Origin of the sequence: Methanobrevibacter sp. (assembly GCF_015062935.1) — an archaeon.
GTDB lineage: Archaea > Methanobacteriota > Methanobacteria > Methanobacteriales > Methanobacteriaceae > Methanocatella.
Map to the genome: position 1 here is coordinate 1 of NZ_SUTM01000026.1, position 23,209 is coordinate 23,209.

Annotated in this window: 16 protein-coding genes; 12 read left to right on the plus strand and 4 right to left on the minus strand. The window is 33.8% G+C overall.

The genetic code is table 11. The annotated features are described in order from the left end of the window. The first annotated feature begins 206 nt into the window (after nucleotides 1-206). The 8 genes from E7Z81_RS10645 to E7Z81_RS10680 all read left to right on the plus strand — a co-directional run bounded on the left by E7Z81_RS10645 (nucleotide 207) and on the right by E7Z81_RS10680 (nucleotide 10,391). Nucleotides 207-1,151 (plus strand): Dam family site-specific DNA-(adenine-N6)-methyltransferase, encoded by a 945-nt coding sequence (locus E7Z81_RS10645; RefSeq protein ID WP_292747588.1) that lies wholly within the window; start codon nucleotides 207-209, stop codon nucleotides 1,149-1,151. Between the two features lie 225 nt (nucleotides 1,152-1,376). After that, nucleotides 1,377-3,461 carry a DEAD/DEAH box helicase family protein gene (locus E7Z81_RS10650; protein WP_292747591.1) on the plus strand — a complete coding sequence of 695 codons (2,085 nt, stop codon included), beginning with the start codon at nucleotides 1,377-1,379 and terminating at the stop codon, nucleotides 3,459-3,461. A gap of 8 nt (nucleotides 3,462-3,469) precedes the next feature. Beyond that, nucleotides 3,470-3,643 (plus strand): hypothetical protein, encoded by a 174-nt coding sequence (locus tag E7Z81_RS10655; protein WP_292747594.1) that lies wholly within the window; start codon nucleotides 3,470-3,472, stop codon nucleotides 3,641-3,643. After that, the gene (locus E7Z81_RS10660) at nucleotides 3,633-5,597 is read left to right on the plus strand and encodes an AAA family ATPase (protein ID WP_292747597.1); all 1,965 of its coding nucleotides are present in this window, start codon (nucleotides 3,633-3,635) and stop codon (nucleotides 5,595-5,597) included. The genes E7Z81_RS10655 and E7Z81_RS10660 overlap by 11 nt, the downstream gene beginning before the upstream one ends. Before the next feature lie 2 nt (nucleotides 5,598-5,599). Further along, on the plus strand, nucleotides 5,600-6,025 hold the full coding sequence (locus E7Z81_RS10665; protein ID WP_292747600.1) for a hypothetical protein: 426 nt from the start codon (nucleotides 5,600-5,602) through the stop codon (nucleotides 6,023-6,025). A 12-nt stretch (nucleotides 6,026-6,037) separates the two neighbouring features. After that, on the plus strand, nucleotides 6,038-6,994 hold the full coding sequence (locus tag E7Z81_RS10670) for a hypothetical protein (protein ID WP_292747603.1): 957 nt from the start codon (nucleotides 6,038-6,040) through the stop codon (nucleotides 6,992-6,994). Nucleotides 6,995-7,057: 63 nt separating this feature from the next. Continuing rightward, on the plus strand, nucleotides 7,058-7,450 hold the full coding sequence (locus E7Z81_RS10675; protein ID WP_292747606.1) for a (deoxy)nucleoside triphosphate pyrophosphohydrolase: 393 nt from the start codon (nucleotides 7,058-7,060) through the stop codon (nucleotides 7,448-7,450). A 1-nt stretch (nucleotide 7,451) separates the two neighbouring features. Then, nucleotides 7,452-10,391 carry a DEAD/DEAH box helicase gene (locus tag E7Z81_RS10680; RefSeq protein WP_292747611.1) on the plus strand — a complete coding sequence of 980 codons (2,940 nt, stop codon included), beginning with the start codon at nucleotides 7,452-7,454 and terminating at the stop codon, nucleotides 10,389-10,391. A gap of 223 nt (nucleotides 10,392-10,614) precedes the next feature. On the opposite strand, the gene E7Z81_RS10685 is transcribed toward E7Z81_RS10680, so the two are convergent. Then, on the minus strand, nucleotides 10,615-10,758 hold the full coding sequence (locus tag E7Z81_RS10685; RefSeq protein ID WP_292747613.1) for a hypothetical protein: 144 nt from the start codon (nucleotides 10,756-10,758) through the stop codon (nucleotides 10,615-10,617). A gap of 189 nt (nucleotides 10,759-10,947) precedes the next feature. Here E7Z81_RS10685 and E7Z81_RS10690 point away from each other — a divergent pair, with 189 nt between their 5' ends. Continuing rightward, nucleotides 10,948-11,121 (plus strand): hypothetical protein, encoded by a 174-nt coding sequence (locus tag E7Z81_RS10690; RefSeq protein WP_292747616.1) that lies wholly within the window; start codon nucleotides 10,948-10,950, stop codon nucleotides 11,119-11,121. A 478-nt stretch (nucleotides 11,122-11,599) separates the two neighbouring features. Here the strand turns inward: E7Z81_RS10690 and E7Z81_RS10695 are convergent, their stop codons facing one another. Then, a complete protein-coding gene (locus E7Z81_RS10695) occupies nucleotides 11,600-12,193 on the minus strand; it encodes a TetR/AcrR family transcriptional regulator (RefSeq protein WP_292747619.1) in 594 nt (197 codons plus the stop codon). A 948-nt stretch (nucleotides 12,194-13,141) separates the two neighbouring features. On the opposite strand from E7Z81_RS10695, the gene E7Z81_RS10700 reads away from it, so the two are divergent. Further along, on the plus strand, nucleotides 13,142-14,764 hold the full coding sequence (locus E7Z81_RS10700) for a hypothetical protein (RefSeq protein WP_292747621.1): 1,623 nt from the start codon (nucleotides 13,142-13,144) through the stop codon (nucleotides 14,762-14,764). Between the two features lie 126 nt (nucleotides 14,765-14,890). Next, complete coding sequence (locus E7Z81_RS10705) at nucleotides 14,891-17,023, plus strand: hypothetical protein (protein WP_292747623.1); 2,133 nt, start codon at nucleotides 14,891-14,893, stop codon at nucleotides 17,021-17,023. 41 nt (nucleotides 17,024-17,064) lie between these two features. On the opposite strand, the gene E7Z81_RS10710 is transcribed toward E7Z81_RS10705, so the two are convergent. Continuing rightward, nucleotides 17,065-20,604, minus strand: coding sequence for a C1 family peptidase (locus tag E7Z81_RS10710; protein ID WP_292747626.1), 3,540 nt, complete (start codon nucleotides 20,602-20,604; stop codon nucleotides 17,065-17,067). 184 nt (nucleotides 20,605-20,788) lie between these two features. After that, complete coding sequence (locus tag E7Z81_RS10715) at nucleotides 20,789-22,210, minus strand: MBG domain-containing protein (protein ID WP_292747629.1); 1,422 nt, start codon at nucleotides 22,208-22,210, stop codon at nucleotides 20,789-20,791. Between the two features lie 69 nt (nucleotides 22,211-22,279). Between E7Z81_RS10715 and E7Z81_RS10720 the strand changes: the two genes are divergently transcribed. Beyond that, nucleotides 22,280-23,209, plus strand: coding sequence for a hypothetical protein (locus tag E7Z81_RS10720; protein ID WP_292747631.1), 930 nt, complete (start codon nucleotides 22,280-22,282; stop codon nucleotides 23,207-23,209).

The window sequence follows — 23,209 nt, forward strand, 5'->3', positions numbered from 1 at the left end:
AGATAAATTGTGATTTGCTTATAAAAATCCTCGAATTTTTATTTTTCATGATTATTAACTAATGATGAAATGATCATCATTTATATGAGTTTTTATATAAATTGTAGTGATCAAAATATTGCTTTCATTTGGTAAAATTGTTCTTATTATGAAAAATTGTTTTCATTTAGTATATCAATATTTTGTAATATATTTGAGGAAAAACTATGCAATCTAAACTTGTGGACTATAAAATGCCTAAACCTTTTTTAAAATGGGCTGGTGGAAAAAAACAGGTCATTAAATTCATTGATAGAAATTTACCTCAAAATATTAAAGATTCTGGTGTTATTGATAGTTATTTTGAGCCATTTTTAGGTGGTGGAGCAATTTTTTTCCATTTGGCAAATAAGTATAAAATAAAATATGCATATTTGGGGGATATTAATAAGGAGTTAATATTAACTTATTTGGTCGTTAAAAAGAATCCAAAAAAATTAATTTCTCAATTGAAGGTATATTCTGATGAATATTTGCCATTAGATTCTGATTCAAGAAAAGAATATTATTATGGGATTAGGAATGAATTTAATGACAATTTAGATAATTTTGATTATGAAAATTTTTCCAATGATCATATTTTAAGAGCTTCTCAGATGATTTTTTTAAATAGAACTTGTTTTAATGGGTTATATAGGGTAAATAAGGGTGGAAAATTTAATGTTCCCATTGGAAAATATAAAAATCCTCAAATTTGTAATGAAGAAAATATTTTAAATGTTTCTGAAGTTTTAAAAGGTGTTAATATTATTTGTGAGGATTATGCTGAATCAGAAGCATTAATTGAGCAGGATTCTTTTGTTTATTTGGACCCTCCATATTTGCCTATTAAAAAAAATAGTTTTACCAGTTATAATTCAGAGGGTTTTGGAATAAAAGAACAAATGGAATTGAGTGAATATTGCAAACGTATAGATGAAAAAGGTGCAAAGTTTATTTTAAGTAATTCTGACCCAAAAAATCATGATCCATCAAATAATTTTTTTGAAGACACTTATGGAAATTTGAATTTAAAAAAATTTGATTATAAACGTATTAAAGTTAGGAGGTCAATTAATTCTAATGGTAATAAGAGAGGATCAATAAATGAGCTTTTATTATATAATTATTAGTTATTATTTAAATATTCATAATTTATATACTAATTTAAATAAATTCTTAAATGAAAGCAATATTACAAAGTGAGGGCAATATTATAGTTTGAAGTCAATTTTGATCTTTGTATGTAAAATTTGATCAAAAGATGAATTTATTGAGGTTATATTCAAATTTTAAAATGTTTAACAAATTTTCATTGTTAAATTTTCTGCAAAATTAAAATATATTTCGGGGTTTAAATGAAAACATTTCTGGAGTTAGAATTCAAAGAACACTATGATTCTCAAAAGGACGATTTGCTAAACGATTTTTACATTCCTGCTTTGGCTAATTCTAAAAAATATCGTCGTGTTGTTGGTTATTTTAATTCAAAAAGTCTTGCTTCTGTTGCTATTGGATTAAAAGATTTTATTTTAAATGGGGGTAAGATGGATCTTTTGTGTGGTGTCGATTTAAATCCGTCTGATGTTAATATGGTTAAATTTGCTTCAGAACATCCTGAAGAAATTTTAACTTCGGGATTTCTTCAAGAATTAAACTCTATTGAAGATGAAATTGTTAAAAACCATGTTAAAGTTTTGGGGTGGATGATTGCCAATAAGCAATTGAGAATTCGAGTTGCAGTCAAAGTGGATGATGAAGGCAATCCAGTCACTGCAAGTGGTGGAATTCTTCATTATAAAATTGGTTTAATGTATGATTTTGCAGGCAATCTTATTTCATTCAGCGGTTCTATAAATGAAACTTCCGCCGCATGGGAAAAAAATTTAGAAGAGTTTCATCTATTTCGGGATTGGGAATATGGGGAGTTAGTTCATCTTAAAGAAAATAAAGATACATTCACTGATTTGTGGAATTCAAAATGGGATTCCTATAAAATTTTAGATGTTCCTGAAGCGGTTGAACAGAAATTAATTGATGATGCTCCTGATGATTTTAATGATTTAATTTTTCATGATTCTTTTTCATCTGGTGATGAGCCTAGTGAAGGTCAAGAAAAAATTGAATTATATGATTATCAACTCGATGCAAGGGATAAATGGTTTTTAAATGATAAAAAAGGTATTTTTGTGATGGCCACCGGAACTGGTAAAACATTTACTGCATTAGGTTGTTTGGAAAAACTTTTAACGGAAAATTCTCAATTGGTAACTGTCATTACTGCGCCAACTAAACACTTGCTTCCTCAATGGAAAAGGTCTATTGAAAAAATAGGGTTAAATGTAGATAAAATCATTACTGCCACAGGGGATACAAAATGGAGGAAAGAGTTAGAGGAGCACTTATTAGATTTAAAATTAAAATTCATTACAAATATTGTTGTCCTAACAACACATGATACTTTAGCGAGTATTGATTTCATTAAATTGTTGCAGGAATATAAAAAAGAAAGCTATTTTTTAATTGGGGATGAGATGCATGGTTTGGGATCTCCTTATCGTAGAAATGGTTTAATAGATGAATTGTATGATTTTAAGTTAGGTTTAAGCGCAACTCCTACAAGATATTCTGATGAGGAGTCTGATTTTCTTTTTGACTTTTTTGGAGGTGAATTGTATAGGATATCATTAGAGGATGCAATTTATAATTATTACAATCCTAGAGATGGTAAATCTTATTTAACTCCATATAATTATTGTCCTTATTTTTTAAGTTTAACGGATTCGGAACTTGAAGATTATAGAAAAATTACTTTGAAGTTATTCAAATTTCAAGATGATGAATACAATAAACAAAAAGCTAATTTGTTATTCCAGAGAGCGGAATTAATTAAAGATGCATTTAATAAATTTAAAGTTTTTGAAAAAGTATTGGATGATATTGATGATTATTCTGGATTGATAATTTATTGCAGTCATAATCAAATTGAGGAAGTTTTAGATATTCTTGCTAGACGAAATATTGTGGCGCATAAATTCACAATGGATGAAAAAACTATTCCTATGGAAAAATATGGTGGATTATCTGAAAGAGAGATGATTTTACAAGATTTTGCTGATGGAAATTATCAGGTATTGGTTGCAATGCATTGTTTGGATGAAGGTGTGGATGTTCCATCTGCTTCAAAGGCTATTTTCCTGTGCAGTAGTAATAGTTCCAGAGAATTTATTCAAAGAATTGGAAGGGTTATTCGTCGTTCTCCAGGTAAAAATCGTGCGGATATTTATGATTTAATTGTTAAGCCTTCAAAATATAAATTAGATAAGTCTTTACAGAAATTTGAGGAATCCATTTTTGAAAAAGAAAAAGAAAGGTATAAGAAAATCGGATATATTGCTGAAAATTATGATTATGTTATTGACATGTTAGAGAAAAATTTATAGGTGAACATATGAATACTAAACGAAAAATTTTCAATAGTTTAAAAAAGAATTCTAGTGATGATAATGTTGCTAATTTTCTTCAAGATATTTTCATTGAAGAAAATAAAGGATTACATCAATGGAAAGCCAAATATGATGAACTAATTGATAAATATTATGAGGGGTATCTAAATGAGGATTGATGAAATTCATTTTAAGAATTTTAGAAAATATGTGGATACTCATATTAAATTCAACAATGAATCTGAAAATGATATTCATGTTGTCATTGCGGAAAATGGTGCGGGTAAAACAACTTTTTTAAATGCTATGACTTGGTGTTTGTATAATCAAGAACCAAAAATTAAAGATAAGGATGATGCATTACCTACATTAAATACTGAAGTAAGTAACAATTCAGATAATGACGAGGAAAGGGCATCTGTTTCAATCACAGTTTCCGGAAATGGGTTGAAATTGATTTATAAACGTACTGATATTTTTAAAATTCATAGTATTCATAGTGATTATTATAAAAATAATGGTAAACGTGAAGAATTCATTGATCAGGAATTTACTGTCACAGAAATTGAGGGTTCTAGTTCAAATGTGTGTAGAGATAGGGAAGAATGTGAGTTATTGGTCTCTTCATTTATTCCTGAAGCTATTAAAGAATTCTTCTTTTTTGATGGGGAACAATTGGATAATTATTTCTTGATGTCTTCAGCAATTAAGGGTCAAGTATTTACTTTATCCCACATTTTTGTGCTTGATGAGATGGAAAGAAGAATAACATCTAAATTAAAAGACCTTAGAAAACTTGGAAATCCGAATTCCGATGCCGATAGTAAATTACAGGAGTATAATAGTCAATCTAATTTTTTAAAATCTGAAAAAAATAGATATAATAATTTAAAAAAGGCATTTGAATCAAAACAAAATGAATTGAATGGGTTAATGAAGAGTTTAGGCACTGCTCCGTCAATAAAAGATTTAGAATCTAAAAGAAGTCAAAAATTAGACCAACAGTCTGAATTTGAAGATTTACTCAAATCAAAAAAAGATAGTTTAAATGACTTAATAATTAAAAGTTCACCTAAAATTTTAGCAAAAAAAGCATTTGTCAAAGCATTAGAATTAATTGAGGAAAATAAGGATGATACTTATATTTATCCGATTGATGTGAGTATATTGGAGGATTCTATACATGATCATTCATGTAAAGTATGTGACCGTAGTTTTGATGAAAAACTGATTAATCATATCAAATCCAAAAAAGCTAAATTGTATCTTATTTCTCCTGAAGATAAAATTTTAAATGATAATAAAAAATATTTCAATCGTTTTAAGGATACTCAGGATGATTATTTGAAAAAAGAAAGGGAATTGCAAAAAGAAATTAATAGTTATGAAAAATCTATTTCCACTTTAGAAGGTGAAATTAAAGAATTTTATGATGCTATTAAAGTTAATGAACATCTTAGGGAAAGTATTGATAAACGTGATGAGCTTTTAAGTATTTTACCTACTAAAAAATCAGAATTGGATAATTTAAATGAAAATAATAATAGATTGGAAAAGAAAGTGCAGAAATTGCATGAAGAATATCTTCAATTACTTGAAGATGAGGAGGAATATAGGGATATTTCCGCTAAAATCAAATTATGTACCAATTCTTTAGTGGTTATTAAGGATGTTAAAGAAGATATGATGGCAGAAACTAGAAAAACTATCCAACAGGCCACAAATGATAAATTCTTTAGATTAATAAGAAAATCTCAAACTTATGGAAGTATTGAAATAAATGATGATTATGAAGTAAAATTATTTGATGAAGATGGAAGGCCATCAAAGTCTTCTGCTAGTGCCTCTGAAGTTGAACTTTTAGCATTAGCATTTATTTTAGCTATTCATTCTGTTTCAGGATTTGAATCACCATTAGTTGTAGATACTCTTTTAGCTAGGACTGGCGGTGAGCAGAGGTTAAATGTTGCTAAGAGCTGTTTAAATGTAAGTGAAGAAAAACAATTACTTTTATTCTTGCTTGAAGAGGAATATTCTGAGCCAGTTAAAAAATTATTCAAAGAAAAACATATCTATGAATATGTATTAAAAGAATCTGATTCAGAAAAACAAATCAAAATTGAGGAGATGTAATTATGGGTAATATGTCAAACCATTTTTATATTGAAAAAAATTACGCTGATTTTTTTAAGAAATCAGAAATTTTAAATTCTTCTAGAACTGAAGGGATCATTAAAAGAGAAAATTTCCTTCTTCTAATGGCTTTAGGTTATTCTATGGGATTTAAAACAAAATTTGAAAATCCTAAAGCTAAAGGTAATGATACATTTGTTATGAATCAATTGACTAAAGAAGAATTGTCTTTAGTTTATGCAATTGCCATATCTGATTCTAAAGATCCTGAAATAGTTAATAATGATATTAAAGTTGCAGATATTGCTATGGAATATGCAAATACAGGTATTGTCGCACTTAAAGAATTAGAAGAAAACTCTCAAAAGGGAAATCGTATTAAGAAATTCCAAGCGGAAATTCATGATTTTATCGAAGATAGTAGTTAAGTGTTGGTTTTCATGTCCCGAAAAGTATTGCTGGAAAATGAATGTGATTGTTCAATTTTAACAAAGGTTAATTTTGGAAAAAAGATTAAAGATGTTCCTTCAGGTTGGGCATTAAATTTAATGGATATTCGTAAATTTATTCCTGTTTTGAGGTATGAACGTGAGTGTTATATTTTAATTAGAAATATTATCTCCCCTTGCAGGATTAGAATTAATCCACGTTTGTTTTATAAAGGAACTCCATTAAAGGAACATCTCAGAAAACAAAAATCTATTGACCCAAATATGGAAATTCCTATTGAAATTAAATTCAATAAAAAAGAGTTAGATTTTTCTTTAGATAATTTTAATAATGAAAATTTAAATTATATTGATACAAAATTGTTGGTAGGAAAATCTTATAGTAGTAAAGGTTGGGGTCTCAAAAAGAATGTTGTAGCTCAATTATTGCCTTTAGAAGCTTATAATTTCACATTTCCAGTTTATATTGATGGGATTCCTGCTGAAACAAGATTAAATATGCAAACTCGTTTATTTTATAGTAGTAAAGAATTAAGTGAAGAATTAGAAAAATTAGCTAATGTTAATTCTAAACAAGAAGTGGATGCTAGAATAATTTTCAATGAGGAATATTTGGATTTAACAAAAAAATTAAGGGAAGAAAGGGTTTCTGATAAAAAATGTATTATTTGTGGCAGTTCTTTAGATAGGGACAGTAAAGGTAAAAAATGTTTTGATTGTTTAGATAAAGAACTCACAGTTTTAAAACTTAAAAAACTTTTAGAATTCATAAGTCCTTCTGAAATCGTTTATGAATCAGATTTATTGGATTTAGGTTATACTAAGGGTCAAATTAAGGTTATTACACGTAAATTTGAGAAGCATGGTTTGATTTTAATTAATTGGGATGATAGTTTCCAACTTAAAGATGAAAAAACAATTAATAACTTTATCAAGGAGTGGAGTTAGTTCGATAATTTTTTATTAAAACTTTATAACGTAAGCTGCTAAATATTAAACCAGAGGAAAAATATGAAAACTTTAAATGTTGTAGCAGCTATTATTAAAAAGGATAATAAAATTCTCGCCACAAAGAGAGGTTACGGCGAGTTCATTAACATGTGGGAGTTTCCTGGCGGAAAAATAGAGCCAAACGAATCAAAAGAGGAAGCTCTTATAAGGGAAATCAAAGAGGAGCTTGACTGCACAATCAAGCCAACTAAATTCGCCCTAGACTTGGAATACCAGTATCCTACTTTTTATTTGAAAATGAGCTGTTTTGAAGCTATTATTACAGAAGGAACTCCAAAATTATTAGAACACAATGACGCCAAATGGCTTACAAAAGATCAATTAGACGATGTCAACTGGATTCCTGCAGACATCAAGGCTGTCAACTACCTGAAAGAAACCATGGATGATTAAAATGAACCAGGATGAAATCTTAAACGGGGCTAAAACTGCTTTTATAAACCAATTCAATGCTTCAAATTCAGATTTCACACCAAAACTGGTCTACAACAGTGCTGACAGCAAGGTCATAAACTCCATAATCGATGAGCTTAGAAACTGTGACGAGTTCATCATGTCTTCGGCTTTCATCACAATGGGTGGTTTAATGCATCTTTTAGAAGAATTCAAAAGACTAGAAGCCGCAAACATTAAAGGAAAAATTTTAACAACAGATTATCTATATTTTACAGAACCTAAGGCATTAAGAAAGCTTCAGAGCTTTAAAAACATTGAAGTGAGGATGTATTCTCAGGAAAATGAGGGTTTCCACACCAAGGGTTATATCTTTAAGAAAAATGACACTTCAAAGGCAATCATCGGAAGTTCCAACCTTACAATGAATGCTCTTACAGTCAACAAGGAATGGAACGTTGAGTTCACCTCTTTGGATGAAGGTGAGATGCTTGCATCAATTAAAAATGAATTCAATGAGCTGTGGAATCAGGCAAACGAATTGGAAGATATCCTTCCGGCTTATGAGAAAATCTACAATGACAACAAGAGCTTCACCCACATAAGGCAAATCACCGAAGAGCTTAAGGAAAAGCATGTAAAAGACCTGACTCCTAACATCATGCAGGAGGAATTTCTTGAAAACTTAAGAGGCCTCATAAAACATGGTGAAAACAGGGCAATTCTGGTATCTGCAACAGGTACCGGTAAGACCTATGCTTCAGCCTTTGCGGTTAAGGATTTCAAGCCGAAAAGATTTTTATTTTTAGTCCACAGGGAGCAGATTGCAAAGCAGTCAATTGAAGCCTATAAAAACGTCTTCAAGGACCATGAAAACTTCGGTCTCGTTTCAGGTAACTCCAAGGACTTTGACAAGAACTATATTTTCGCAACAATCCAGACTATGTCAAAGGATGAAGTCTATAGGGATTTCAGTAAAGATCATTTCGACTATATTGTTATTGACGAGGTTCACAAGGCCGGTGCTTTGAGTTATCAAAAGATTTTCCAGTACTTCCAGCCTAAGTTCTGGCTTGGAATGACCGCTTCACCTGAGCGTACAGACGGCTTTAACATATACGATTTGTTTGACAATAACATTGCCCATGAAATCAGGCTCCAGGAAGCCTTGGAGGAAGACCTGTTATGTCCCTTCCATTATTTCGGAATAGCTGATGTTGAGTTTGAAGACGGTGAGATAGATGATGATTTCACTGATTTTAATCTTTTAGCATCTGATGAAAGGGTTAATTACTTAATAGAAAAGTCAGAGTTTTACGGATATTCCGGAAACAGAAGAAAGGCGCTTGTGTTCTGCTCAAGAAAAAGGGAAGCTGTTCTTTTAAGTGAAAAATTCAATAAAAAAGGCTACAAGTCAGTCGTATTAACTGGTGATGATTCACAGGAAAAGCGTCTTGATGCAATTGACAGATTGACAAACGATGAAAACCCAGACAAGATTGAATTCATTTTCACAGTAGACATTTTCAATGAAGGTGTGGATATTCCTGAAATCAATCAAGTTTTATTAGTAAGGCCGACCGAGTCTCCAATCATTTTCATCCAGCAGCTGGGAAGGGGATTGAGGAAATACAAGAACAAGGAGTATGTTGTAATTTTGGATTTCATCGGAAACTACAAGAACAACTTCATGATTCCGATTGCCCTTTCAGGAGACAGGTCTTATGACAAGGACAAAATCAGGAAGTATCTCATTGAGGGAAACAGGGTCATTCCTGGTGCGTCTTCAATAAACTTTGATGAGATTTCAAGAAATCGTATATATGACTCAATCAACAAGACTTCATTTAACAAGAAGGCTTTGTTTAAGGAAAAGTACATGAATTTAAAATACAAGCTTGGAAGGATTCCTTCATTATATGACTTCGCCGTTAATGCAGATTTCAATCCTGAACTGATTTTAAATCACAAGGATTTCCCCACCTATCATGATTTCCTTGACCAGATTGATGATGACTATACTTCCAATATTGACAATCTTGATCATTTAAAGTTCATATCCAAGAAGCTTTTAAAGGGAATCAGGCCTCATGAGCTGATTATTCTTGAATGCCTTAAATACAACAAGTATTTCACTGTCGAGCAGGTTGAAAAATGTCTTAAGGACAATTTTGATTTGGAAAATCAGTTTGATTCCATAAAGGGTGCCATCAACTTTTTGAGCCTTAACTTTTATCTTAAGGAAAAGGGTGAGGGATATCAGGCAAATACCATTGAAAAACTCATTGACAATCCAAAAAACCTGTTTTTCAACTTCGATGAGGATGTTTTCAGGGATTTGAAAAACAACACTGATTACAGATTTGAAATCTCAGATTCCTTCAGACAGGCCATTTCATCTCAGGTATTTGTAAATCACCTGAATGATGCTTTAAAATATGGAATTTTCAAGTATGTTAATGTATATTCATCACAAGGCGACTTTAAGCTGTATGAAAAATACTCAAGGGAAGATGTCTTGAGGATTATGAACTGGAAGCACTTCATGAACGGTCAAAACATCGGTGGCTATAAGATAAAGTACAATACCTGTCCGATTTTTGTAACATACAACAAGGCTGAGGACATATCAGAGACAATCAACTATGAGGATCATTTCATCTCAAAAACTGAATTCAACTGGATGAGCAGAAACAACCGTAAGACTTCATCACCTGAACTTGAACCTCTCATTAACTACAATGGCGTTGATACCGAGCTTTTCATTCAGAAAAGTAATGATGAGGGAATTGAGTTCTACTATATTGGTAAACTGACTCCTGTAAGCTACAGGCAGGTTTACAGAACAATTGGTGGCAAGGAACAGCCTATTGTTAATTTCCATTTCAAGATCGACCATGAGGTCAAGGATGAGATTTACAATTATTTCGTTAAGGATTAATTATCATACACATCAATCCAAAACCATTAATTTATTTTAATCGTCTTTTACATTAACACCAAGCATTTCAATTTTTATAAATTTTTAAAAATTGGGATATATATCAAATACTTTAAAAATTAGAATTTCTACTGGTGAATGGCGGTCGTTAATGTTAAAAAAATAAGCGGGAGTATGGAGCATGTTTCAGCTCCATCAGGTAATGAGTACATCAGAATTATATTTACATGTAGTGGTATGTTGCAATGCCGGAGAATGTTGGAATCGGTCGGTATTCTATTTTTCCGTCTTCGGTTTCAATAATATAAGGTTCAATTGGTTGGTCTATAGCTTTTATAACTTCTTGCATAGTTTTTTTGATATTCATAATTTCACCTCATTTTTTTTCGTTAATCTTACTTTGGTCAGGGTCATTTATAAAGTTTTTCGCCTGCAAGCGCTTACTTGCATCTTAAATTCCTCTTTAAAGGGTTTAAAACACTTTTTAGCTAAAATTAAGTTTTGTCATAAAAAACTATATTAACTCACAGGGATAACTATTATCAAGGTGGTTATAATGGTCGACAAGTCCAATATCGAAGCAAGAATCAGAAAGGCCGAGGAGCTTAAAGCATCACTTGAGGAAAAATTTGAAAAGGTCAGGGGATCTCCAAGGGAAGATGAATTCAAATCCCAGCTTGACAAGGTAAACGGCCTGATAGCTCATCTAACTGAAGAGCTTGAAAAATAATCTTTTTTTTTTTAAAAATAGTTGGTTTTGGGAGTTTTTAAAACTCCCAATGTTTTTATTTTAAAATGGAGAATTGGATAAAAACTTTTTATATTATTGGCTTTGAGTTTCAATCATCTCAAAGTACAATTAAATATATTAAACTGCTTTTATAAATAGTTTTTCGCCTGCAAGCGCTTACTTGCATTCTTTAAATGATAAAATAATCGTTAAAAATAGTATTTAAGGAGTGCGGGAGTATGAAACTCCCGTGTTTTGAACTAATTGAATAACATCCATAATTTGGGGAAGTTTGAAGGTAAACTTCCCTAAGCTTTAATTTCGGAAAATAAATAATAACTAAAGTGTCAATAACACCAAATTATTATTTATGTGTTTACAATATTTGTTGACTTTGACTTTCACCAAAGTCATATGAATATATAACGATAGAAATATTTAAAATTTTTTGCAAGCAAGTGCTTACTTGCATTTGAATCTAGTTTTTAAGAATCCCGTTTTTGAGTATGTCCATAATGTTTTCTGCATATTGCTTGTTTTCAACGCTAGGCTTTTTGTTGTAGACTTTCCACAGGACAACTGACTGGAATGTCAGGCTGAAACACATGATACTTAGGGACCTTGCATCAAGCTCTCTGATGTTTCCCTTTTCAATCTGCAGCTTGAAGAATGCTTCCATCTGGTCTAAAATGACATCGGTAATGTTTGAAATCAGAAGCTTTTTGCCCGGGATGTCTCTGACCTCTTCCATTGCTATCTTGATGACGCTTAAATCATTGTCTGACAGCTCAAGCATTTTCCTGAAGTTGTTTGTAAGGTAGTCCTCTATCTCCTCGTCTTCACTGTAGTCAAAGATTTCGCGTAGTCTTTCTATGAGAATATTCATGTGATAGTCTTTTGTCACATTAATGAGGTTGCTTTTATTTTCAAACTTCCTGAAAATTGTTACTTCGTTAACTCCGGCTTCTTTAGCTATTCTTTTTGTTGTTGCTTTTGTAACACCTTCTTTTTGAAGGATGTTGAAAGTTGCGATTACTATTTTTTCTTCTGTGTTATCCAATTTTCTATCCATATTGTTAATTATGTGTTTAACAATATAAAAATTGGCACCGGTTTTAATCCTATTTTGATTTTGTATGAAATATTTGATATGTTCCGTGATTTCATTTTTGGTGATTTTAAGGCAGTGTCTAGAAAAAAATTTTTTTCGAGTAACGCAATATTTCATCTGAAAAGTCATGATTTTGAATTTTGTCAATATGATGTAAAATGTCATGAGTGATGATTTGGTATAACTTTTTTGGTGTTGATTTTACTGTTTTTTTAAAAGTTGACTTTTTGGCCTCAAATTTCTGATTGGAGCATTCAGAGCCTGTTACTGTATGAAGATTTCCCGCGAGTAAATCGATATTTTTCACACTTTTGCACTTTTGCCACCATTTTTAGTCATGTTTTACAAATCTTGGAAAGTGATGTCAATGTTGTCATTTTAAGATTGTATTTGTCCTGATTTGACTTTCCGGCAGTTACACTTGAAATGCACCTTTAAATGATTTCGCTTTTATTTTTGATGGTTGAAAAACTGTTAAATATATTTTTTTTCAAAGTAAGGGTATGGGTGTGATGATGAAAATATATGAAATTGCAGGTAGGGTCATGGTGATCGTTCTTTCCATGGGGTGTCTGTGTAATGGAAATATTAAATTTCACTGAAGACGACTTCTCAAAGATTCCGGAATGCATAATGTATATCTAGGAGTTTTCCAAAATTAACGGCCTTTCCGTTTAAAATATCCTGGGCAATGACGATTTCTAGAAATCAATTTTTTTCCAAGAAAAATATGTATGGCTGATAATCGCTATTTTTGTTTAACAAAGTAATTTTAATTTAACTTTTTTTTAAAAAATCATCACATAAACTATCCAAATCATCATATTTGGCCAATTATTGAAAGATGTTAATATAGTATTTATAATATTATAAATAAATATTAAATTATATTCAAATGAAGGGATTTAAATGAAGCTTAAATACGCATTAATGATTAGTTTTCTTGTGATTGTTCTCTCGATTGGAGCCGTCAGTGCATCAGATGACAATCAAGATTTGTCTGCCGGCAGTGAAATCATCACTGATGATGTTCTATCAGATGATGGTGTTGTAAATGATGATTTTGAAGATTATGATGAAGACTTTGAGGATGATGACTACTTGGATGAGGATGATGGGGACTCCTATCAGATAAACGTCAATGAGGCGGCGGAATATGTCTATTACCTTGATGATGTTGAAATTGCAAGTCTCACACTTCCAAGTGACGCATACGGTTATGTTGCAGCATATGACGGAGGATATGATGAAGGGGACTTTATAGCAATGTTTCCGCTTAAACAGGGTCATGTCAGCATCAAACTCTCAGACTTGCAGTTTCCCGAAGAAACCCGTTTGGGAACACACTTTCTCGAATTCATCTATGAGGCAGACGACTATTATGTCGATGACGGGGATGTTATAGTCAACATTATCGATTATGAATTTAAAGCTCCTGAAACCGTATTTCTTGGTGAAGATGCCAAATACATACTGGATTTGCACAATAACATTACCGGAACATTATATGTAACAGAAAAGATTGAAGATATTGACGGTGATTATTTAAACGGTGAGGTAACATATTATGATGTCATCAACGGCAGTGCAGAAGTCGTATTTTCAAATTTATCCATGGGCACACACATTTATTCCTTTGATTTTGATGAAGATGAATACTTTTTCAACCGTGAAGTATTTCTTTATGTATATCCTAATGTCAAGGTTAAAGACAGGGTAACAATCGGAAAGGACAGCATTGTAGACGTTAAACTGCCTGGTGATGCACAGGGCACATTTTCAATTTCCCTTTACAGCGATGAACTGTCAGACATCATTGACTATGATGTTGAATATGAGAACGGAAAAGTCCAGTTCCCTTCAATAGGACTGTTTGCAGGCATGTATGATGTTGTGGGCTTTGAAATAAATGACTACAAATACGGATCAATCAACTTTGAGGAAACTCCACAGTCATACACTGGTGATGGCATTTATGCATCATTTAAAGCCGTAAATCCTTCAAATGTGGTCGTTTCAACAAATTCCATCTCACCGCTTTACACCACAACCGGAATATACAAAATCAAGGTTACAATTGCCGGAAAAGCGGTCAAAGGCGCAATGGTGCTCTTTGAGCTGGGTGACGATGAAGTGCAAGTTTACACAGACAGCAACGGATATGCAAGCCTGAAGATAAAGAAAAATCCTGGAACCTACAAGGTCAAAGCAAAAGTTCTTGGAAAAACAGTCACCAAAAAGATAACCGTTAAGCACCTGGTTACATTAAAGACTGTTGCAGTTAAAAAATCCGCCAAAAAGCTGATTCTGCAGGCAAGCCTTGCAAAGGTAAACAAGAAATACCTGAAATCAAAACTGATTACCTTCAAGTTCAACGGCAAAACCTACAAGGCAAAAACCAACAGCAAAGGCGTTGCAAAAGTCACCATAAAATCATCAGTGCTTAAAAAGCTCAAGGCAGGTAAAAAAATCACCTATCAGGCCACATATCTAAAAGACACTGTCAAAAAATCAGTTAAAGTAAAAAAATAGGTTTTATACCTATTTAATCTTATTTTTTTTAAAATATAATTTAATATATTGCCTCCGACATATGTATTCATTAGTGAGGTAATTAGTGTGAAATCGAAAATTTTTTTAATATCAATTTTATTTTTAATGGCCATATGCATGGCCGCAACGGTTTGTGCATCAGACAACACTACTGATGCGCAGGTAAGTGATGATATTAAGGTATCATTCAACGATACAGTCTATAGCGAAGATTTGGGCTACATTAATGTTGAACTGCCTGAAAATACATCAGGAAACCTTAAGGCAACAATAAATGACGTCGAATTCTACAATGAAAACATATCCTCTTCGGTGCAGGTTCCAATTACAATCCCTCAAAAGGCAATATCCTCAATTGTGGTAAACAGGAACACCGACCACCTCAATTACCATATTGACATGTTTTTCAACAACATCTCAATACTCAACAGCAATTTGAAGGTTATGAAAATTGCTCCCAATTTCACAACTCCCGGTTTTGCATCAGAAATCCTAAAGGATGATCCGGAAGGTTATGTTTCAGTATTTTTCCCTGAATCCGCAAACGGTGAAGTCAAGATATATGTTGACGGTGTCTTTTTAACCAATCTCACCGCTCAGCAGTACATGTTTTTAAATGCAACAAAATTCAACACTTTGGCTTTGGGCAGCCATAATGTCACAATATCCTATGCAGGGGACAGCTACTACAGGAAATTCACAAAAACATTCAACTTTACAGTGGTTGACATGCTTATACAGATACCGCAAAACATGCTTTTGGACCATGACGACTGCATATCCGCGAAAATTCTCAATAATCGTGATGGTATCGTCTCAGTCTATGTGGACAATCAACTGGTCTTTAAAGACAAGCTTGACAAATATGGTGAGTTTCTGCACTGCATGTTTGATGATGTAACCTGCGGTGAGCATCTCCTTGAAGTACAGTACAATGCATCCAAATTCAGCAAGTCCAAAAAGGTCCTTGTCAATGTAACCTATGATGTGGACATCTGGAATTACGGAAGATTCGTATACGGTGAAGACAGTCAGGTTGTAATAATCGTACCTACAGACTTTAAAAAGAATCTCATTGACATCACAATCGACGGAGTAAAACAGACTGATTTTGGCATTGACAATTCAGGATGGATTGAACTTGACGTTTCAAAACTCCCGATGGGCAATCACACACTTGTATTTGACTTTAAAGGCAATCAGAAATACTACGCATCTACATTAACACACAACTTCACAATCGACTATAAGATAGTGGTTTCCCCATTCCACTACTACGGAGACAGCGGAATCGCTTCACTTACACTTCCGGACTCTGCAAAAGGAAGCCTTGAAGTATATATCAACGGAAAACTTTACAAAACAGTTAAGGTCACTGACGGAAAAGCTGAAATCAGTATAAAAGGTATGATTCCTGGTAAATATGACTTGTCTGCAAAATACACTGGTGATGACTTTAACGTCACTGAAATCGACACCAAATATACAGTATATCCTGACATCAAGACTCCCGGCGAGATGTATGCCTCTCAAAACAAGTTCATTAAAATTTTGACTCCTAAAGATGCAAAAGGAAAAGTGATCTTTAATGTCAACGGCAAAAACATCACAGCCACAATCAAGGACGGCGTAGCAAGTATGCCATTAAAAGACCTTAAACCTGGTGAATACGACATTGATGCTTACTATTTCGGTGAAAACGGATTCAACTGCACAGAATATGCATTTGTCACCGTGCTCAGCAATGTCAAAATACCGAACGTTAATGTAATCTACACTAACAATGCCAATGTTAAAGTCTACTTTAACGGCAAGCTTGTCAAAAACAAGTATGTGACATTTAAAGTATCCGGCAAAACCATCAAGGCAAAAACAAACAAAAATGGAATTGCAACACTTAAAGTCAATTTAAAACCTGGTGAATACAAACTTCAGGCAAGCTACGGTGCATCCAAAGTCACCAAAAAGCTTACAGTCAAACATCTCGTAAGCCTGAACACAGTCAAGGTCAAAAAATCAGCTAAAAAAGTTGTTTTAACAGTAAAATTAGCTAAAAAACTTAAAAATAAAGTAATCAAATTCAAATTCAACGGCAAAACCGTAAAAGCAAAAACCAATTCAAAAGGAATTGCAAAAGCCACTTTCAAAACTTCCGCACTTAAGGTCGGCAAAAAAATAACCTATTCAGCCACCTACATGAAAGACACAGTAAAAAAGACTGTTAAAGTAAGTAAATAGCTGAAAAAAATAAATAAAAAAGTAGTTAGAGAGTAAAATCTCTAACGTTTAACTTTTAAACTTCTTTTTAAGGTATCTTTAAGGTAAGTAATGCTTATTGTGTATTTCTTACCCACTTTGAGCTTACCGATAACGCTCTTTTTAATGGTAAACTTCGCAATGCCCTTGCTGTTTGTTTTGGCGGTGTATTTTTTACCGTTGAGCTTAAGGGTCACCTTCTTGTTTTTAAGAACCTTCTTGTTTTTTAAGGTAACCTTATAGACCAATTTAGAAGTCCTTTTAACGGTAGTTGTCTTTTTTGCATTTATCACATGTTTTACGGTAATCTTATATGTCTGTGATGCGGCACCATATTTTATGGTCATCTTGTGAGTGCCCGGAGTTAAGGTTTTCGGAATCGGGAATAAAACTACGCCCTGTGAGGATGTCTTAACCTTATGAGCCTTTTTGTCAATGTAGATTGTGACATACTTGTTTTTCAATGGAGCATCATAGTTATCTGCCATAAGAATAAATGCGGTTCCCCTCACATCATTGCAATACATGTTAATGTTTTTAGCTCCTGCAAACCTTGAAGCAACAGTTATTGTCTTTTTAGCTACCTCGCCGGTCTTTGGATTTTTAATGCTGATTGTCTTTTTGGAGGACAGCTTCTTGAATGCAATTGTAACGTATCCGTTGGAATCAGTTTTGTATGTGGTAGTTTTTCCGTTGACAGTCACTTTAACATTGGTATTTTTAATGGCAGCTCCTGAAGCATCAAGTAATCTGAATTTGAAATTATAATTGCTGCCGCTAGCTCTTTTGGCATTGGATGCAACAACTGTGCTTTTAACAAGAACTGAAGTGATTATTGTTGTGTTTTTGTATTTGACGGTAACCTTATAGCTTCCAGGATTGAGATTTATAGGAAGTTTTGCGCTGCCGTTTTCATCGGCCACAACTTTTCTTTCAACTCCGTTCAATTCAAATATAACTTCTTCGCCTGCACCGACAGTTGCAACAAGAGGAGCAGAATTGGCATAGTATTTCACAAGATTGCTTGCAATTCCCAAATCCTCTACAGTATATACTTTTAAAAGAGCCACAGAGCCCTGGTCATTTAAGTCAACCCATGTCTTGCCGTCATCACTCAGGAATGAAACGTTTTCCTGATCATGGAGCCTGCTTGATGCCATGTAAGGAATCTTGTTTTTGAATACCACTTCAAATTTGTCTCCTTCCTTGATTTGGATGTAGTCATTAAGCTTTATTGTTTCATATCCTCTGAAGCTTGAAACTCCATTCTGTGAGTATACGTTTACTCCGTTGACATAGACTGTAAACTGGTAGCTTGCACCGGTTTTGTTGAAAAATGTTCCAACAGCAGATATGAGGCCGTCCTTTTCAGCAACATAAGTGTTTTTGTAGTAAGGAATATTGTAAATACCTAAAAGGCCTGAAACTTCATGCTGGTAGTTCATGTCATAGGTTTCGTTGTTTCTTATAACAAATGCAATAGGCTTGTGGGCTGTTGCAAGGGTTTCATCATAATATGAAATATAGAAGTAACCGTTTTCTCCCCATTCACTTCCCCAGCTGTTTTGAACAATGAATGCACCGTCTCCTGCCGGTGTTTTCACGAAATTCTCCTTAGGATAATTGTCATCCCATCCGACTATGCAGATACTGTGGTTCGGATCGACTTTGATTCCGTAATAGTACTGCGCATTGGTGGTCTTGTTGAAGAAAAGCAGACCTGTAGTTGAAAATTCGGTTGCTTCCACAGCACCGTATTTAAGTATCGCCTGCTTGATTTGGTCATTGTCAGTGGCGTTCTTTCTTTCAGGAATTTCAACAATGTCCACGATATGGATGTCCTCATCGGTAAATATCAGTGGGGATATTTTTCCAAGCTCATCATATTCGTCATATCCGCTAGGGGATACTCCAAGCCAGCTCAGGAAGTATGTGGCTGGAATGAATCCGTTTGCACCTTCAGTTATTTCTATAACTCCGTATTTGGAATACTGCAGCAGGGAATTCTGCAGGTTGTTTACTGAGAAGTTAGAGCTGATGTTTGTGTATCTTATGAGTGCAGACTGCAGTGCTTCAATCGCACCGAAAGCCCAGCATGCTCCCATTGAACCCTGGTTGAACACAGGGGAGGTGAAATTGTAGTCTCTCAAATCAAACCTTGAAGGCAGCTGGTCAAAGTGAATTGTGTTTTCCAAAATCTTATAGGACATCTGGCTTCCTTCAACATTGGTTTCTGTATGCTTGTTGTCAAGGGATTTCACGTCATTTGTGAAGTTGTTTTGATTATCGGTGTATTTTCTTATAAATTCCACGTAAAGGCTGCTTGCGTTTTGTGTAGGATTGTTGAAGTAGTTGTTGTTGAGCCTTAATGTTGCATCATATGCATAGATTGCGGCCCCTTCACTTGCATCGTTTCCTTCAAATCTGGTTGAGTTGACGGTAAGCACTCCCTGGCTGTAGTAGTATGCTCCGCCGTTGGAAAATCCTTTTGTTAAAGCGTGATTTGAAATGAATCTTGAATTCAGGATGTTTGCTCTTGTATATGATGAGTAAATTGCTCCTCCGTCATATACTGCACTGTTTGATGTGAAAGTGGAATTGTCAACTGTTAATGTACCTTCCAGATAAAGTATTGCACCACCGAATTCGGAAGAACAGTTTGTAAACTGTGTATTGTTTATGAGGATTTTTCCAAGGCTTAACACTTCATCCGCTGATGAGTCAACAAAGATAGCTCCTCCGTTTTTCTGTGAGGAAGTGTTTATGAAGCTGCAGCTGTCGATTGTAATAGGGCTTGAAAAGTCCTTGATTCCGATTGCACCTGCGGTAAGTGATGCATGAAGGTTGATGAAGTTGGAGTTTCTGATTTCACCTTTTCCCTTAAGGACATATACTGCAGGGGCATATTTTGAAGTGATGTCCTCAAAAGTGGTTTCGGCAATGTTCATCTGGCTGCTTCTGATATAAATAAGTCCCCAGTACAATTCTTTCGCTGATTTGAAAGATCCGTTTTCAAGTTTAAGGACACTGTTGTCGTCAATAAACATTGCAGCTCCTTCTTTTGCATAATTGTTTAGGAACTGGTCATTTTTACTTGTATATTTTGCATTGTAGGTGTAGACCGCTCCACCTCCGTCGCCTGCAATGTTATTTTCAAAAACACAGTTGTTTGTTGTTAAATTTGAATTTTTAACAAACAGTGATGATGAGTTTGCATTTTTGAAAACAAGATTGTTTAAGGTTACGTTTGAGTTTTCAATTTTAAAAATAGCTGATTTGCCGTCAGCATCAATTACATTGTCATTTCCGTTGATGACAATATTTCTATTTTTGATTTCTATTCCGCCGGTATAGTTGGCGTCATACTGTCCGTTGAATTTATAGCTGTCAGTAACATTAAATTCACCGGCATTTGAAATATCTTTGTTTAAATCCGTAAATGTTTTAACGTCAACTGTGGAGTTTGTTAAAACCGTGTCATCTCCACTTTCAGATGCAGAAACTGCAGAGATAGAAAGGATAAACAAAATCAGTAAAATTAAAGTTATCTTTTTAAATTTCATATTATCTCAATCCATGTTTTTTCAATATTTAAAATTATATTGTAAACGATATTTAAGAATTTGTTATTGATGTTATAAAAGGCATTCAGTCGTTTTCGGCTTTGGACTTTCAGATATTCATTTGAGGGTATTGGTGAACTAAAAAATAGTTTAAAAATAAGAAAATTAAGGGAAAATTCATCCCTTAAACGTATTTTTCCTTGCCTTTGGTTAAAACGACGGTGAATTTAGGTTTTGTTTTTGCAGCAGCTTTACTTATCACAAGTTTGGTGGTTGCAGAGCCTTTGTAGTTAGGGCTTGTTACTGTAAGCTTTACCTTATGGGTGCCTGCGGTGAACTTGTTGGTGATGATGTATATCATGCCGTGGCTTTTGGATTTCTTGTCGTATCCGCTCACCAGATTGAAGGTTTTGCATTTGCTTTTGGTATAAATCTGCACTTTAACCTTGACATTGTCAATCGGTTTTTTGGAGTTTGCTCCAACACCAATCATAAGCATGCTTGCCTCTGAATATTTGAATTTAGCTGAATAAAGCTTCAGGGTTTTAGGGTTAATCTTGATTGATGAGGAAACGCTTTTTGCTTCATAATTGCTGTTTGCACTGCTTATTACAACCTTGTGTGTTCCTTTGGCCAGATTGGTTGGTTTGTAGGAAGCTATTCCTTTGGAATTTGTTGTAACATAGGCGGTCTTGTATTTTGTCCCGGTATATATGTTGAGCTTGAGCTTTACTCCGCCGACTCCCTTGTTGTCATTGTCAACAATGCTGATTTTAAATGTGCTTCCGGAGTTATATGTTGTTGTAAGCTTTGTAGGTTTGATTGTAAGCTTTTTGACAGTGTATGTCACAAGAGTATTGACTTCCTTGATGTTGTCTCCTCCGATACTGAGGTAAACATTGTATTTTCCAGCCTTCAAGTCATTCATAGGAAAGCTTGCAATTCCCTTGCTGTTTGTATACATTGTGCCGTTAAGGTCAAACTCCTTAAAATAGAATCTTATTGCTTCGTCTGTAACTGGAAGTCCTGTTTTTGCATTTGTGAGTGTGACATCAACTGAAGACAATGTTTTGTATGAAATCACATCCGGTGAAGACATGTTGATTTCAGCCTGTTTAACAGTTAAAGTATAGCTGTTTGACGGGAGTTTAATGAGTTTGTTATCTGTTGAAAGTATTGAGGTATACTCTCCCGCATCTATTCTTTCCAGAACAGATAAGTTGTTCTTATTGTTTATTACATACAAATCATCATAATTGAATGTTGCAATTCCGTTTTCATCTGTCATTGCGTTGTTTTGATAATAAGCAGTTGAATCTCCTTCGATTCTTAAATTCATCTCAGAATTGGCTATCGGAGTATCATTCATATCAGTTATCTTAAAGCTGAAAGATCCGCTTTTATATTCAATTTCAGTATTTATTGGCGTAATTTTTGCATCGATTTGCCCTTCACTGCAGATATCCTCTTCAATTGGACTTTCAAGGATATTATCTGCTTCGGAAATATCGCTGGCAGTGACATTCACATCAGCCGCACTGACGGCAGACACTGCGCAAACGGCAATAATAAGAAAAATCAATGCGAGTGTTAGTTTTCTGTACATATTATTGTTTTTGTCATTAAACTAATTTAAACTTTATATTAAATACTTTTAAAGCCAAATATAATTGTGATGAGCGAAAAATACATCCGTGAAAACAAAAAGTCCTGCAATATAATCAAGGCCAACAAAACCTATGCAAAAATACCTGATCTTGAAGATGCAGTTTTTATTAGGGACATGCTTGTTGAAAACGGCTGGGACTTAAATAAAACTCCTCAAATCATAAAAAAGGATGAGGATTATCTTGTTTTAACGGTTTATGATGAAAAAATACACGTGATTGGAAAGTATGACAGTAAACCTGATGAAAAAACAGTTGAAAAACTCATAAAAATCCACAAAAGAAACCCGAACAACTCCAAATACGGTCTTAACATATCTAAAGTATTCGATACATATGTAATCAGAAAGCAGATTGCAGGTGACGACTATATTTTCGGATACTATGACAGTCTTCAGGATGCGGAGTTTGTAAGAAATTTCCTTCTCGACAACATGTGGAACGTCAATGCCTTTAATGAGGTCAACTACTGTGAGGATACCGGAGACTATAAGGTCGTCAGGGTAATTGACGATAAGGTATATGTTCTGGATTCATTCTATTCAGACAATATTGACCTTAAAAAGTGCTATGAGAGTTTCCTAACCAAAATATCCAAGCACAAGTACGCTCTTGACAGCTACCCTCACCTTGATGCACTTAAGGATAAAATACCTGACCTGGAGGAAGAATTCGGAGTTAAGGTCAGGGACGACTACTGGGATTTCACAAACGCCGGTGACGGTGATGCCCTAAATCAAATAGTTTTTAATCTCTCCCCGTTCAAGCAAAGCATTTATGATTCAATCAACGGCAAAACAAGCTTTGAGGATATAAAAAAGTCATTAATCAGATATAAATCAAAAAATTTTGAAGGTAAAATCACAAAACATTTGGATGAGATGATTGAAAGCGGTCTTATTGAAATGGATGGTGAGTTCTATAAAAAGAAAAGTTGA